At 73.7% G+C, this 14,392-nt stretch carries 12 protein-coding genes and 1 pseudogene; 4 read left to right on the top strand and 9 right to left on the bottom strand.

From position 1 onward, the window contains the following. Positions 1-950 precede the first annotated feature (950 nt). The 4 genes and pseudogenes from ACSNOG_RS06615 to pdhA form a co-directional block, all read right to left on the bottom strand. Positions 951-1,787, bottom strand: a pseudogene (locus ACSNOG_RS06615) (NTP transferase domain-containing protein); the annotation flags it as partial. Between the two features lie 35 nt (positions 1,788-1,822). Beyond that, entirely contained in the window at positions 1,823-3,466 is a 1,644-nt protein-coding gene (locus tag ACSNOG_RS06620; RefSeq protein ID WP_436751594.1) for a dihydrolipoamide acetyltransferase family protein, read from the bottom strand. Continuing rightward, positions 3,466-4,482, bottom strand: a complete 1,017-nt coding sequence (locus tag ACSNOG_RS06625) for an alpha-ketoacid dehydrogenase subunit beta (RefSeq protein WP_436751595.1) — start codon at positions 4,480-4,482, stop codon at positions 3,466-3,468. The genes ACSNOG_RS06620 and ACSNOG_RS06625 overlap by 1 nt, the downstream gene beginning before the upstream one ends. Then, complete coding sequence (pdhA, locus tag ACSNOG_RS06630) at positions 4,479-5,636, bottom strand: pyruvate dehydrogenase (acetyl-transferring) E1 component subunit alpha (RefSeq protein ID WP_436751596.1); 1,158 nt, start codon at positions 5,634-5,636, stop codon at positions 4,479-4,481. Before pdhA ends, ACSNOG_RS06625 begins: the two co-directional genes overlap by 4 nt. A 183-nt stretch (positions 5,637-5,819) precedes the next feature. Between pdhA and ACSNOG_RS06635 the strand changes: the two genes are divergently transcribed. Further along, complete coding sequence (locus ACSNOG_RS06635; protein ID WP_436751597.1) at positions 5,820-6,308, top strand: Lrp/AsnC family transcriptional regulator; 489 nt, start codon at positions 5,820-5,822, stop codon at positions 6,306-6,308. A gap of 25 nt (positions 6,309-6,333) precedes the next feature. Here ACSNOG_RS06635 and ACSNOG_RS06640 read toward each other — a convergent pair whose 3' ends face one another. Both ACSNOG_RS06640 and ACSNOG_RS06645 read right to left on the bottom strand, forming a co-directional pair. Beyond that, entirely contained in the window at positions 6,334-6,933 is a 600-nt protein-coding gene (locus tag ACSNOG_RS06640) for a TetR/AcrR family transcriptional regulator (RefSeq protein WP_436751598.1), read from the bottom strand. A 2-nt stretch (positions 6,934-6,935) separates the two neighbouring features. Then, a complete protein-coding gene (locus ACSNOG_RS06645; RefSeq protein ID WP_436751599.1) occupies positions 6,936-8,456 on the bottom strand; it encodes a 3-hydroxyacyl-CoA dehydrogenase in 1,521 nt (506 codons plus the stop codon). A 138-nt stretch (positions 8,457-8,594) separates the two neighbouring features. Between ACSNOG_RS06645 and paaN the strand changes: the two genes are divergently transcribed. Next, positions 8,595-10,298: a phenylacetic acid degradation protein PaaN gene (gene paaN, locus ACSNOG_RS06650; RefSeq protein ID WP_436751600.1), complete on the top strand. Its 1,704-nt coding sequence runs from the start codon at positions 8,595-8,597 to the stop codon at positions 10,296-10,298. Here the strand turns inward: paaN and ACSNOG_RS06655 are convergent. Genes ACSNOG_RS06655 through ACSNOG_RS06665 form a run of 3 tightly spaced genes read right to left on the bottom strand, consistent with a single transcriptional unit; the run spans position 10,295 to position 12,953 of the window. Then, entirely contained in the window at positions 10,295-11,059 is a 765-nt protein-coding gene (locus ACSNOG_RS06655) for a TrmH family RNA methyltransferase (protein WP_436751601.1), read from the bottom strand. The genes paaN and ACSNOG_RS06655 overlap by 4 nt on opposite strands. A gap of 5 nt (positions 11,060-11,064) precedes the next feature. Continuing rightward, complete coding sequence (locus ACSNOG_RS06660) at positions 11,065-12,288, bottom strand: HTTM domain-containing protein (protein ID WP_436751602.1); 1,224 nt, start codon at positions 12,286-12,288, stop codon at positions 11,065-11,067. Then, positions 12,285-12,953, bottom strand: coding sequence for a DUF5819 family protein (locus tag ACSNOG_RS06665; protein ID WP_436751603.1), 669 nt, complete (start codon positions 12,951-12,953; stop codon positions 12,285-12,287). The genes ACSNOG_RS06660 and ACSNOG_RS06665 overlap by 4 nt, the downstream gene beginning before the upstream one ends. Positions 12,954-13,136: 183 nt before the next feature. On the opposite strand from ACSNOG_RS06665, the gene paaA reads away from it, so the two are divergent. Both paaA and paaB read left to right on the top strand, forming a co-directional pair. After that, positions 13,137-14,102: a 1,2-phenylacetyl-CoA epoxidase subunit PaaA gene (gene paaA / locus ACSNOG_RS06670; protein ID WP_436751604.1), complete on the top strand. Its 966-nt coding sequence runs from the start codon at positions 13,137-13,139 to the stop codon at positions 14,100-14,102. Further along, positions 14,099-14,386, top strand: a complete 288-nt coding sequence (gene paaB, locus ACSNOG_RS06675) for a 1,2-phenylacetyl-CoA epoxidase subunit PaaB (RefSeq protein ID WP_391828341.1) — start codon at positions 14,099-14,101, stop codon at positions 14,384-14,386. Before paaA ends, paaB begins: the two co-directional genes overlap by 4 nt. Positions 14,387-14,392 lie beyond the last annotated feature (6 nt).

Below are 14,392 nucleotides of genomic sequence, written 5' to 3' on the forward strand. Positions count from 1 at the left end.
ACGGCCCCGCTGTCCGTCGGTCCCTCACCGACGGCGTCGGCCCCGCAGCCGGTCGGCCCCTCGCCTATGGCGACGGCCCCGCAGCCGGTGTGTCCTTCACCGACGGCCCCGCAGCCGGTCGTCGGCGAAGAGGGCCAGGGCCTCGTCCGTCGCCCGCTCGAGCGAGGAATCCGCGTCGCCGCCGCTCATCGCGCCCCGTCGGCCTTGCGGTCGTCGCCGACGGGGGACGCACCGGCTGCGGGGCCGACGCCGTCGGCGAGGGGCCCACGGGCAGCGGGGCCGTCGGTGAAGGACGCACCGACTGCGGGGCCGTGGCCATCGACGAGGGACCGACCGGCTGCGGGGCCGTCGGTGAAGGACACACCGGCTGCGGGGCCGTCGCCATCGGCGAGGGGCCGACCGGCTGCGGGGCCGACGCCGTCGGTGAGGGACCGACGGACAGCGGGGCCGTCATCGTCGCCATCGACGAGGGACCGACCGACTGCGGGGCCGTCGCCATCGGCGAGGGGCCCACGGGCAGCGGAGCCGTCGGTGAAGGACACACCGGCTGCAGGGCCGTCGCCATCGGCAAGGGACCGACCGGCTGCGGGGCCGTGGCCATCGGCGAGGGACCCACGGGCAGCGGGGCCGTCATCGTCGCCATGGGTGAGGTGCCCACGGGCAGCGGGGCCGTCGGTGAAGGACACACCGGCTGCCGGGCCGTCGCCATCGGCGAGGGACCCACGGGCTGCGGGGCCGTCGCCGGACTCGCCGGCTGCCGGGCCGCTGTCGGCGGGCGTCTTGGGGGCGCCGTCAACGGCGGGCTCCGCGGCCTCTCCGGCCCGGGAGGGCTGCCCGGCCGCGCTGTCCTGCGCCGGCGTTGCGGCCGGGCCGCCCGCGGCGCGCTTCCCGGGTACGCCCTCCTCGGCGGCAGCCGCCGCCGTGCCTCCCTCGGCGGCAGCCGCCCCCGCGGCAGCCGCCTCCGCCGCCCAGCGCTGGGCCAGCGCCACGGCCTTGCGGGTCGCCTCGGCCACCGCTTCGGGGCTGCCCCCCGCGCGCCCGGCCGCATAGCCGACGAGGAACGTCGTCAGGGGCGCGGCGGGGCGGGCCACGCCGTGCGCGGCGTCGCGCGCGAGGTCCAGCAGGGCGGTGGTGTCGACGTCGAGGTCGATGCCGAGTTCGGCCTTGGCCGCGGAGATCCATTCATCCAACACGCTCCCATCGTCCCTGATGCGCGCGCGGGCGGTGGCGACGTCTTCCCAGGTGTCACAGTCGAAGGAGGCCGTCGGGTGCGCGAAGCGCCCGAGGGTCAGCTCGTCGGTGAGCAGGCGCAGGGGCAGCCCGGCGAGGCTGCCGTGCTCGGTGGCGAGCAGCGCCAGCTCCCGGCGCAGCGGCTCGGTGCGGTAGGCGGCGACCAGCGGCTGGTCGCGCCCGTCGAAGTCGGTGAGCAGGACGCCCTCCACGTACGGACCGCCGGTGGCCGCCGCGGCGAGCAGGGCCCGTACGGTCTCGGCCCGCAGGAAGGGCAGGTCGGCGGAGAGCACGAGCGTGGTGGCGGAGGCCGTCTGGCGCAGGCCGGCGGCGAGCCCGGCGAGCGGGCCGCCACCGGGCGGCTCCTCGCGGGCCCACCGCACGGGCCGCGCGGTGGGGCGCCGGGGCCCCACGACGACGGTCTCCTCGGCGTCCGCGCACGCCTCCAGCACGCGGTCCAGCAGTGTCCGCCCGCCCACGCGCAGGGTGGGCTTGTCGGCGCCGCCCAGTCTGCGGGCCGCGCCACCGGCGAGCACTACGGCGTCGTAACCAGTCACCCGACGAGTATGGCCGCTCGGGGCGGGCCGAAGGCTCAGAGGGAGCGCAACAACACGGCGGGCTGCTCGACGCAGTCGGCCACGTACCTCAGGAAGCCGCCCGCCGTGCCGCCGTCGCAGACCCGGTGGTCGAAGGTGAACGACAGCTGCACCACGTGCCGTACGGCCAACTCCCCCTGGTGAACCCAGGGCTTGGGGACTATCCGGCCGACGCCGAGCATGGCGGCCTCGGGGTGGTTGATGATCGGCGTGGAGCCGTCGACGCCGAACACGCCGTAGTTGTTCAGCGTGAACGTGCCGCCGGTGAGCTCGGCCGGGGTCAGCGTGCCGGACCGCGCGGCCTCGGTGAGGCGGGCGATCTCCGCGGAGAGGCCGTCGGCGGTGCGCAGGTGGGCGTCGCGGACGACGGGGACGACCAGGCCGCGCTCGGTCTGCGCCGCGAAGCCGAGGTGGACGCCGGGCAGGCGGACGATCTCCCGGGCTTCGGTGTCGACGGTGGCGTTGAGGTCGGGATAGCGGGCCAGGGCGGCCGTACAGATGCGGGCCAGCAGGGCCAGGAGGGAGACCTTCGGCCCGCCCGCGGCGTTCATGGCCCGGCGGGCGGCGAGCAGCTCGGTGGCATCGGCGTCCACCCAGCAGGTGGCGTCGGGAACCTCCCGCCGGCTCCGGCTGAGCTTCTCGGCAACGGCACCGCGCAGCCCCCGCAGGGGGATGCGCTCCGCGCCCGGGACGCCGGGGGCGACCGCCGCGGTGGTCTCCCGTGCGGCCTCCGGTGCGGCTTCGGGCGCGACCGCGGCGGCGCGCACGGCACGCTCCACATCGACGCGCAGAATCAGCCCGTCCCGCCCGGAACCGCTCACCGCCCGCAGATCGACCCCGTGTTCCCGGGCCAGCTTCCGAACGAGCGGAGAGACGACGGCGACGGGCCCGGCGGCAGCGCCGCGCCGCTCCTCGGTCACGGCAGGGGACGCACCGCTGCCCGCAAGTCCGATGGCAGTCCCGTCCGTTCCGTCCGCCGCAGCACCGCTGAGCCCGTACGCACGTGACCGGCGGTCCCGGCCCGCCTCCGGGCCGCCCGGCCCAGCCGCACGCCCGTCCACAGGCACGCCCCGGGAAGCCTCCTGCCCCGCAGAACCGCCGGCAGCCCAGGCCGCCCCTCCCGTCGCAGCGGCGCCCGGCCCGCGCGAAGAAGACCGGCGGTGCCCGCCCGCCTGCAGGCCGTCCGGCGCCGCCGGATCCCCGGCTGCAGAGCGACCCGCAGGACCGGAGGTGCCGTCCGGCAGGTGCGGCGCCCCGATCCCGGGGCGCCGCACCCGGCGCCGCCGCGCCGCAGGCGCCCCCGTGCCGTAGCCCACGAGGACGTTGCCGGAGGACTCCGCCTCGGGGGCGGCCCCCGACGCGGGGGGCGCGGGCGCGGCGCCGGCCTCAACGGGCGCCCCGACGGCCACCGTCAGGAGCGGCGCCCCCACGGGCAACTCCGTGCCCTCCTCGCCGAAGCGGGCCGTCACCACACCCCCGTAGGGGCAGGGCACTTCCACCATCGCCTTGGCGGTCTCGACCTCCACGACCGGCTGGTCGACGGCCACGACCTCGCCGACCTCGACCAGCCAGCGCACGATCTCCGCCTCGGTGAGCCCTTCGCCCAGGTCGGGCAGCCGGAATTCCTTGACCTCGGGCATCAGCTCTCCGCCTCCCACTGCAGCCGTGCGACCGCGTCCAGGACCCGGTCGACCCCGGGCAGGTGGTGCCGCTCCAGCATCGGCGGCGGGTACGGGATGTCGAAGCCGGCGACGCGCAGCACCGGCGCCTCCAGGTGGTGGAAGCAGCGCTCGGTGATCCGGGCCGCGATCTCCCCGCCGGGGCCGCCGAATCCGGTCGACTCGTGGACGATCACCGCGCGCCCGGTGCGCCGGACGGAGGCGCAGACCGTCTCCTCGTCGAAGGGCACGAGCGAGCGCAGGTCGACGACTTCGAGGTCCCAGCCCTCGGCGACGGCGGCCTCGGCCGCCTCCATGCAGACGGGCAGGGACGGCCCGTACGTGATGAGCGTGGCGGACGTGCCGCGCCGGCGGACGGCGGCCCGCCCTATGGCGGGCACCGCCTCGGGCGTCTCGGGGTCCCACTCGGCCTTGGACCAGTAGAGCCGCTTGGGCTCCAGGAAGACGACGGGGTCGTCGGAGGCGATCGCCGCGCGCAGCAGCCCGTAGGCGTCGGAGACGGTGGCGGGGGTGACGACGTGGAGGCCGGGGGTGGCCATGTAGTACGCCTCGGAGGAGTCGCTGTGGTGCTCGACGCCGCCGATGCCGCCGCCGTAGGGCACGCGGATGGTGAGGGGCATGGGCATCGCGCCGCGCGTGCGGTTGCGCATGCGGGCGACGTGGCTGATGAGCTGCTCGAACGAGGGGTAGGCGAAGGCGTCGAACTGCATCTCCACGACGGGCCGCAGCCCGTACATGGCCATGCCGACGGCGGTGCCGAGGATGCCGGCCTCGGCGAGCGGGGTGTCGGTGCAGCGGTCCTCGCCGAACTCCTTCACCAGGCCGTCGGTGACGCGGAAGACGCCGCCGAGCGCGCCGACGTCCTCTCCGAGGACGTGGACGGAGGGGTCCTCGGCCATGGCGTCGCGCAGGGCGCGGTTGAGGGCCTGGGCCATGGAGGCGGGCCGGGCTCCGGCCCTGACGGCCGCGGTGGTCATCGCTGCATCCCTTCCGGGGAGGCCGGGGCGGCTTCGGCTGCGGCGTCGAGCTCGGCGCGCAGCATCTCGGCCTGCTCCCGCAGTTGGGCGGTCTGCTCGGCGTAGACGTGGGTGAAGAGGTCCATGGGGTCGAGCACGGGGTCCTGGTTCATGCGCTCGCGCAGGTCGGCGGCCATGCGCTCGGCCGCTTCCCGCTCGGCGGCCACGGTGTCCTCGTCCAGGAGCTTGCGTGCGGTGAGCTCCTGCTCCAGCAGGGCGATGGGGTCGTGGCCGCGCCAGGTGTCGACTTCGGCGTCGCTGCGGTAGCGGGTGGCGTCGTCGGCGTTGGTGTGGGCTTCCATGCGGTAGGTGAGGGCTTCGACGAGGGTGGGGCCGCCGCCTTCGCGGGCGCGCCGCACGGCGTCGGTGAGCACCTCGTGGACGGCGGCGGCGTCGTTGCCGTCGACGAGCCGGCCGGGCATGCCGTAGCCGACGGCCTTGTGGGCGAGCGAGGGGGCCGCGGTCTGCTTGGCGAGCGGCACGGAGATCGCGAAGCCGTTGTTCTGCACGAGGAAGACGACGGGTGCCTGCCAGACGGCGGCGAAGTTCAGCGCCTCGTGGAAATCGCCCTCGCTGGTGCCGCCGTCGCCGACCATGGCGAGCGCGACCACGTCATCGCCCTTGAGGCGGGCGGCGTGGGCGAGGCCCACCGCGTGCGGCAGCTGGGTGGCCAGCGGGGTGCACAGCGGTGCGATCCTGTGCTCGTGGGGGTCGTATCCGGTGTGCCAGTCGCCGCGCAGCAGGGTGAGCGCCTGGACGGGATCGAGGCCGCGGGCGACGGCCGCGAGGGTGTCCCGATAGCTCGGAAAGAGCCAGTCCTGCTCCTGCAGGGCGAGCGCGGCGGCGACCTCGCACGCCTCCTGCCCGGTGGAGGAGGGGTAGACGGCGAGCCGGCCCTGGCGGGTGAGCGCGGTGGCCTGGGCGTTGTACCTCCGGCCGCGGACGAGGTGGCCGTAGAGCCGGAGCAGCAGCCCGGCGTCGAGCCCGTCCGCCGCCTCGGTGCCCAGCACGCGATACGGCTCCGCGTCGGGAAGCAGGGGTGCGGGGTCGGTGCGGGGCCGCCAGGCGGGGGGCGGGGTGGGCCGGTACGAGCCGGGCTGCTCCAGAACCGTCATGACGAGCACCTCCTTCGTGGGGACGGGCTTGACCGGACGTGCGGCGGAATCCCGCCGACGCCCTCCCTACCGATTGTTCGGTCGTCGGCACATTTTGGCTACAGGCGGCCCGAGCCTGTGGACAAACGGTTCTCCACAGCCTGAGATATGGCCAGGACGTCCAAGAGGGGGAGGCGGGACGCCATGCCGGACGAACAGATGGCCTTCACCGGGAGCAGGGCTCCGGCGCGGCCGCTGGACGAGATAGACCGCGCCATCCTGCGCATGCTCCAGGCCGACGGGCGCGCTTCGATACGCTCCGTCGCCGAGCAGGTGCACGTCTCGCGCGCCAACGCCTACGCCCGGATCAACCGGCTCATCGACGACGGGGTCATCCGGGGCTTCAGCGCGCGGGTCGACCAGGAGCGGGCTGGGCAGAGCGCGTCGGCGTACATCACGCTGAAGATCGTGCAGAACTCCTGGCGCACGGTCCGCGACAAGCTCCTGGAGCTGCCGGGGGCCTCGCACATCGCCCTGGTCAGCGGGGACTTCGACGTGCTGTTGCTGGTGCACACCAAGGACAACCGGGCCCTGCGCGAGCTGGTGCTGACCCGCATCCAGTCCATGGACGAGGTGCTCAGCACCCGCACGCTGCTGATCTTCGAGGAGACGGACCTGCAGGAGAAGGGCTAGTCCGGGAACGGCCGGTCCGGGAAGGTCAGTCCCGCCCGGGGGTGCGCAGGCCCGCGAACGCCGTCAGCACCACCGCGTCGGCGACCTCTTCGCTGGTCGCCGCCCCGCCGTGGCCGGGGCGGTACCACTCCACCACGGAGTTGATCATTCCGAAGAGGAGGCGGGTGGCCAGCCGTGCGTCCACGTCGGCCCGCAGGTCGCCGTCGGCCGCCGCCTGCTTGAGGAGATCGGCGACGCGGTGGTCGAACTCGCGGCGGCGCTCCATCGCCCAGCGCTCGGTGTCGGTGTTGCCGCGCACGCGCAGCAGCAGCGTCACGTAGGGCAGCTCGGCCATGAGCACCTCGACGGTGCGCCGGGTGACGTGCTGCAGGCGGTCGACGGCGCGGCCCCCGGTCGCCTCCGGCTCCTCCAGCACGGCGAAGAGCCCGTCCAGGGCGCGGCTTATCGCGAGCCGCAGCAGCTCTTCCTTGCCCTTCACGTGGTGGTAGATGGAGGACTTGGAGATCCCGGCCGCCTTGGAGAGGTGCTCCATGGACGTGCCGTCGTAGCCCCGCTCGTTGAACACCTCGACGGCGACCGCGAGCAGCGATTCGGGCGTGTAGGTGTCGCGCTTGGCCATGGTCACGATTACAGCACCCGTGCCTCTCGGTCCGCACGGCGCCTCAGGGCCCGCGACGGCGCGTAGCGCTCGCCCGCCCCCTCGTCGTGCAGGTTGTACAGGAAGTTCCACAGCCAGAGCGCCCCGAGACGGTCGGCCCACTGAAGCGGGCCGCCCGGATAGTTCACTCCCAGCCGCATGGCCGCGTCGATGTCCTCGGGGGTGGCGACCCCGCGGGCGGCGGCGTCGACGGCGAAGTCCACGATCATCGCGACGGTCCTGCCGACGATCATGCCGGGGACGTCGTCGATGACGCTGACCTGCTTGCCAAGCGCCTGCATCAGGCCGGTGGCCTCACGGACGTCCTCGGGCGCGGCGTCCGCGGACGGGGCCAGGGCGATGCGGGTAGCGGCGCGGTAGTCGAGCGACAGGTCGAAGAAGATGCCGCGCTCTCCCGGAGGGCCCTCCACGGCGGCCGAGCCGTCGGTCAGCGCCAGGCACGCACCACCGGGCAGCCTGATGTGGCCGCCGGAGGCGGACCCGTCCCCTTCCACGGCGACCTCGATGCCCGCCTCCCGGGCCATCTCCACCAGGGCGGCGGCGGGCCCCAGGCCGCCCGTGACGCGGATCGCGGCGGGGGCGTCCTGCGGCTCCGCGGTGTGCGGCCGGGGCCGCTGCGCGTCCGCCGAGTGGTCGAACCAGCCGCGGCCGCTCTTGCGCCCCAGCAGCCCCGCCTCCACCAGCCTGCGCTGCGCCAGGGACGGCCGGAACTTCGGGTCGTGGAAGAACGACTCGTAGACCGAACGGGTGACGGCTTCGTTCACGTCCTGGCCGATGAGGTCGGTGAGCTCGAAGGGCCCCATCGCGAAGCCGCCGCACTCGCGCAGCACGGCGTCGAGGGTGGCGGGGTCGGCGGCACGCTCCTCGTACAGCCGGAAGGCCTCCGCGTAGAAGGGCCGGGCGATGCGGTTGACGATGAAGCCGGGGGCGTCGGCGCAGGCCACCGGGGTCTTGCCCCACGCGGCCACCGTGGCACGGGCGCGATCGGCCGCCTCCTGGTCCGTGGCGAACCCGCGGACGACCTCCACCAGCGGCAGCAGCGGGGCGGGGTTGAAGAAGTGCAGGCCGACGAAGCGGCCGGGGAGCTTCAGGGCGCCCGCGACGGCGGTCACCGACAGGGACGAGGTGTTGGTGGCCAGCAGGCAGCTGTCGGGAACGACCGATTCCAGCTCGGTGAACAGCTTCTGTTTGGCCTGCAGTTGCTCGACAATCGCCTCGATGACGAGCGCGGAGTCGACGAGTTCGGCGAGCCGGGCGGCGGGCCGCAGGCGGGCGAGAGCAGCGTCCCGGCCGGCCGCGTCGAGCCTTCCCTTGTCCACCAGGCGGCCGAGCCGGGCGGCGATCGCCCGCGCCGCCTCCTCCGCACGGCCGGGCGCGGCGTCGTACAGCCGCACGGGGTGGCCCGCGGTCAGGGCGACCTGGGCGATGCCCTGGCCCATGGTGCCGGCGCCGACGACGGCGACGGTGCCGGCCGGGTCGATAGCGGTCATGGCAGTGATCCTCCCCGAAGTGTTGTCCACAGGATTGCCGGGCCCCCTTGTCCCGACCGATCGTTCGGTTACTGTATCCACCGGGGGTGCGTCTGGTCCCCCGTATCGGAGCCCCGCTCGACAAGGAGTTGGTCAGCCGTGACCGCCGGACTCACCACCGCTCAGTTGACCGAGAAGCACCGCCCCATCCTGGATCAGGCGCTGGAGGCCATCCGCACGCGGGCCTACTGGTCCCCCTTCCCCGAGCACCCGAAGGCGTACGGCGCGGAGGGCGCCGTGCCGGGCAGCCTGAGCGCCGCCGAGGGCCAGGCCGCCTTCGAGGCGCTGCGCGGCGCGCGCTTCGAGCTGGACCAGCCGGGCACGGACGGCTGGGCGGGCGCCGAGGTGTCGCCGTTCGGGATCGAGCTCGGCATCGAATATCCCCACCCGGCCGTCGATGACCTGCTGCCGGCGCTGCGCGCGGCGATGCCGCAGTGGCGCGAGGCGGGGCCGGAGGTGCGGGCCGCGGTCTGCCTGGAGATCCTCGCGCGGATCAACGCCCGCTCGCACGAGTTCGCCCACGCCGTGATGCACACCAGCGGCCAGGCGTTCATGATGGCCTTCCAGGCCGGCGGCCCGCACGCCCAGGACCGGGGCCTGGAGGCCGTGGCCTACGCCTATGCGGAGCAGGTCCGCACCCCGGGCTCGGCGCCGTGGTCCAAGCCGCAGGGCAAGCGCGATCCGCTGGAGCTGCGCAAGGAGTTCACGGCCGTCCCGCGCGGCGTCTCCTTGCTCATCGGCTGCAACACCTTCCCCACGTGGAACGGCTTCCCCGGCTTCTTCGCCTCCCTCGCCACGGGCAACGCCGTCCTGGTCAAGCCGCACCCGCGCGCGGTGCTGCCCCTGGCCCTGACCGTGCGCATCGCGCGCGAGGTGCTGAGCGAGGCCGGCTTCTCGCCCGACCTGGTGGCCTTGGCCGCCGAGCGGGACGGCGAGGGCATCGCCAAGACCCTGGCCGTGCGCCCGGAGATCCGCATCATCGACTACACCGGCTCCACCGCCTTCGGCGACTGGCTGGAGGCCAACGCCCGCCAGGCGCAGGTCTACACGGAAAAGGCCGGCGTGAACACCGTCGTGCTCGACTCCACCGACGACTACAAGGGCCTCCTGGGCAACCTGGCCTTCTCGCTGTCCCTCTACAGCGGCCAGATGTGCACCACCCCGCAGAACTTCCTGATCCCCCGCGAGGGCATCGCCACCGACGCCGGGCACAAGTCCTACGACGAGGTGGTCACGGACCTGGCCGCCGCGGTCGAGGGCCTGCTGGGCGACGACGCCCGGGCGAACGCCCTGCTGGGCGCCATCGTCAACGACCAGGTCAAGGAGCGGATCGACGCCGCCGCGCAGCTCGGCGAAGTGGCCCTGGCCTCCCGCACGGTGGACAACCCCGAATTCCCCGGTGCCACCGTCCGCACCCCGGTGATCGTGAAGCTGGACGGCGCCAAGCCCGACGCCGAAGCGGCCTACTTCTCGGAGTGCTTCGGCCCGGTCTCCTTCGCCGTGGCCGTCGACTCCGCGGCGGACGCCGTGGAGCTGCTGCGCCGCACGGTGCGGGAGAAGGGCGCGATGACCGTCGGTGCGTACACGACGTCGGCGGAGGTCGAGCGGCTGGTGGAGCAGGCCTGCCTGGAGGAGTGCGCCCAGCTCTCGCTCAACCTGACGGGCGGGGTGTTCGTGAACCAGACGGCGGCCTTCTCCGACTTCCACGGCTCCGGCGGCAACCCCGCCGCCAATGCGGCCCTGTGCGACGGCGCGTTCGTCGCCAACCGCTTCCGCACGGTCGAGGTGCGCCGCCCGGCCTAGGCCCGGTCCGGGCCCGGGCCTCCCCAGTGGAACAGCGCCATGGCGACGCTGGTGGCGAGGTTGTAGCTGGAGACCTGCGGCCGCATGGGGAGGGCGACCAGCCGGGTCGCCCTCTCGCGCAACCCGGGCGAGATGCCGTGGCGCTCCGAGCCGAAGGCGATCAGCGCGTCGTCGGGCAGCGTGAGGGAGCGGATGTCGTCGCCCTCCGGGTCCAGGGCGTACAGCGGCCCGGGCGGCAGCTCGGGCAGGGGCAGCCGCTCGACGGCCGTGGCGTAGTGCAGCCCCGCCCCGGCCCGTACGGCATTGGGGTGCCAGGGGTCCATGTCCCCGGTGGTGACGACGCCCGTGGCGCCGAAGCCGGCCGCCAGCCGGATCACGGCGCCCACGTTGCCGAGGTTGCGGGGGTTGTCCAGGACGACGACGGGGGCCCGGCGGGGCGCCCGTGAGAGGGCGTCGAGGTTCGCCCGGCGGGCCGGCCGCACGGCGAGCGCGGCCACGCCGGTGGGGTGGATCCTGGGCACCAGCTCGCGCAGGTCCCGCGCCGGGATCTCCACCAGGCGCTCGTCGAGGATCGCCGTGAGGTCCTCGGCCAGCGCGGCGGCCAGCTGCAGCGCCGCCGCCTTGTCGCTGGTGAGCGCGATGCTCACGTCCGCGCCGAAGCGCAGGGCGTGCTTCAGGGCGTGGAAGCCGTCGAGCAGTACGGCGTCGGGGGCGTGCTCGCCCCACTGCCGCACGGCAGCAGCGGCTTCGTCCTCGGTCATGCCCCTCAGCCTACGAGAGTCCGGTCGGCCGCTTCGTCCCCCTCGCGCTGCGCGGGAACGGCCTGCGTCCGGGCCGGCAGCAGCCGGTCACGGGCGCGGGCCGCGAGCGGTCCCAGGCGGCGCAGGAAGGAGGTGGGGAGGAAGACCGCGTCGGCCACGATCATCGCGAGGGAGAAGAACGGCAGCCCGAGCAGCAGGGCGATGCCCAGGTGCTCCATCATCATCACGGCCAGCAGGACGTTCTTCACGCGCCGGTTGAGCAGGGTGAAGGGGAAGGCGACCTGCACGGCCACGGTGCCGTAGCTGAGCAGCAGCACGAGCAGCCCGCTGCTCGCGAGGGCGTGGGACAGCTCGGGCCAGGGCGAGAAGTAGTCGAGGTGCAGCGGGTAGTAGAGCGCGGTGCCGTCCTGCCAGCGCGAGCCCTGGATCTTGTACCAGCCGGCCGTGGCGTAGATCAGGCAGACCTCGGCCATGATCACCAGCAGGCCCGCGTTGTGCAGCAGGTTGGCCAGGATGTCCAGGACGGCGCGGGGTTCGGGTGCGTAGCGCCCCGCGAGCCACCACAGCGCCTGAACGAGCCACAGGCCCCACAGCGCGGTGGCCCAGCCGACGCCGGGGAGCGGACCGTGGTCGGTCCAGGACATCCGCGTGTCGCCGAGGAGCTGCGCGGCGGCCAGGGCGAGCCCGCAGGCGGCCCACAGCACGATCCCCGTCACGTCCCGGCGGGCGGGCCCGCCGGCCTGCTTGGCGGCGCGGCGGGCGTCCAGCGACCAGACCCGCCCGCAGCGCGTGAGGATCAGGTAGAGGGCCATCAAGTGGATGACGTTGTCGCCGCCGTCGCCGAGGAAGACGCTGCGGTTCTGCAGGGACAGCACGCCGACCATGGAGAGCACGGTCATGGTGCGGGTGCGCCAGCCCAGGGTCAGCAGGGCGGCGGTCACGACGGCGAAGGCGTAGACGGCCTCGAACCACAGGCCGCCGTCGGACCACAGCAGGGCGGTGAAGGCGTGGTTGTCGGCGGTCAGCCGACGGGCCATCTCCCAGCTCCACGGCCCGTCGGGGCCGTACATCTCGTGCCGGTTGGGCCACTCGCGCAGCAGGAAGACCAGCCACGTGAAGGAGAGGCCGATGCGGATCACGGCCGTCTGGTGGGCGCCGAGGGCGCTGCTCGTGACGCGGTCGATTCCGCGCGAGAGGCGGGCGCCGAGCGGCAGGGTGGTCGTGCTCATCGGTTCTTCGCCTCCGTACGGTCGGCGGCGGTGACCGGCCACCAGCCCAGCACGCGGTAGGCGGGCTTGGCCCCGCCCTTCTCGTCGCTCCAGGCGGGCGGCTCGACCAGGGTGGTCACGGCGCGCACCTGGACGCGGCGGAGGCTGTGTCCGTCCTGCCCGGGGCCGAGGCGGTCGACGACGATGCGCCGTATGTACTGCTCGGAGAGCTCGCCGCGCAGCCCGTTGGGCGCTTCCTTGACGTCGTGGGAGTTGGTGTAGAAGTCCCAGGCGCGGCGCAGCTCGTTCTGCTGCGTGTGGCTGGGCAGGAGGTTGTGGCGGATCTCGGCGCCGTCCTTCGCGGTCAGATCGGTCCAGCCGGTCGTCGTGGTCCGCCCGTCGGGGCCGGCGAGCTCGGCGCGGGCCTGCACGGCGACGTTCTGCTGCAGCGGGTTGGGAGCGAAGAACTTCCAGTTCTGCTCGTACTCCGGATAGATGTAGTCGTCTATCGCCGCCGCGTTCTGCTTCGTGACCGTGTTCGACGGCGCCACGTGCAGGAACACCATCGCCAGGTGCACTCCCGTCGTCACCGCGATCACCGCCGCGCCCGCCGCGACGACGAGGCGCGCGGGCAGGGACAGCCCCTCGAGGGCGCCGGCCCGCTCGTGCCCGTCATCCGACTCCATGCCCGCCCCGTTCCCGCGTCCTGCCTGTGCTGTGCACCCGAACGGTACCCAGGTCGTCCGGCGGGGCACAGCGCCCGGGGGTTATCCACAGGCTTGACACCCCATGGCGGCCGCCTCACCATTGAACCGAACGATCGGTCGGTCGGGCCGGTCTCAGGCGGGCGGAGAGGCAGGGGGCATGCCATGACGACGATGGCGCCGGACACAGGAGCCCAGGACACCGCGGGCTACGAGGCGGTCTTCGACGCCGCCGTGGCCGCCGACGAGCGCATCGAGCCGCGGGACTGGATGCCCGATGCCTACCGCGCCACCCTCGTCCGCCAGATAGCGCAGCACGCGCACTCCGAGATCATCGGCATGCAGCCCGAGGCCAACTGGATCACCCGCGCGCCCTCGCTGCGCCGCAAGGCGATCCTCATGGCCAAGGTGCAGGACGAAGCCGGCCACGGCCTCTATCTCTACAGCGCCGCCGAAACCCTGGGCACCGGGCGCGACGAGCTGCTCGACAAGCTCCACTCGGGCCGCCAGAAATACTCCTCGATCTTCAACTACCCCACCCTGACCTGGGCGGACGTGGGCGCCATCGGCTGGCTCGTCGACGGCGCCGCGATCACCAACCAGGTCCCGCTGTGCCGCTGTTCCTACGGGCCCTACGCCCGCGCCATGGTCCGCATCTGCAAGGAGGAGTCCTTCCACCAGCGCCAGGGCTATGAGCTGCTGCTCGCCCTCAGCCGGGGCACCGAGGCCCAGCACGCCATGGCCCAGGACGCCGTGGACCGCTGGTGGTGGCCCTCGCTGATGATGTTCGGCCCGCCCGATGCCGAGTCCTCCCATTCGGCCCAGTCCATGGCCTGGAAGATCAAGCGGCACTCCAACGACGAGCTGCGCCAGCGGTTCGTGGACATCTGCGTCCCCCAGGCCGCCTCCCTCGGCCTGACCCTCCCCGACCCCGACCTCCGGTGGAACGAGGAGCGCGGGCAGCACGACTTCGGCGCCATCGACTGGACCGAGTTCCACGAGGTGCTCCGCGGCAACGGCCCCTGCAACGACCAGCGGATCCATCAGCGCCGGCGGGCCCATGAAGAAGGCGCATGGGTGCGCGAGGCAGCCGCCGCGTACGCGGCCAAGCACGGAAAGGCGACGGCATGACGAACGCTGACTGGCCGCTGTGGGAGGTCTTCGTCCGCAGCAGGCGCGGCCTCGCCCACACCCACGCGGGCAGCCTCCACGCCCCGGACGCGGAAATGGCCCTGCGCAACGCCCGCGACCTCTACACCCGCCGCTCCGAGGGCGTCTCGATCTGGGTGGTGCCCTCCGCCGCGGTCACCGCCTCCTCCCCGGACGAGAAGGACCCCTTCTTCGAGCCCGCGGCCGACAAGCCCTACCGCCACCCGACCTTCTACGAGATCCCGGAAGGGGTGCGGCACCTGTGAAGGACG

The organism is Streptomyces sp. URMC 124 (genome assembly GCF_051386455.1).
Classification (GTDB): domain Bacteria; phylum Actinomycetota; class Actinomycetes; order Streptomycetales; family Streptomycetaceae; genus Streptomyces.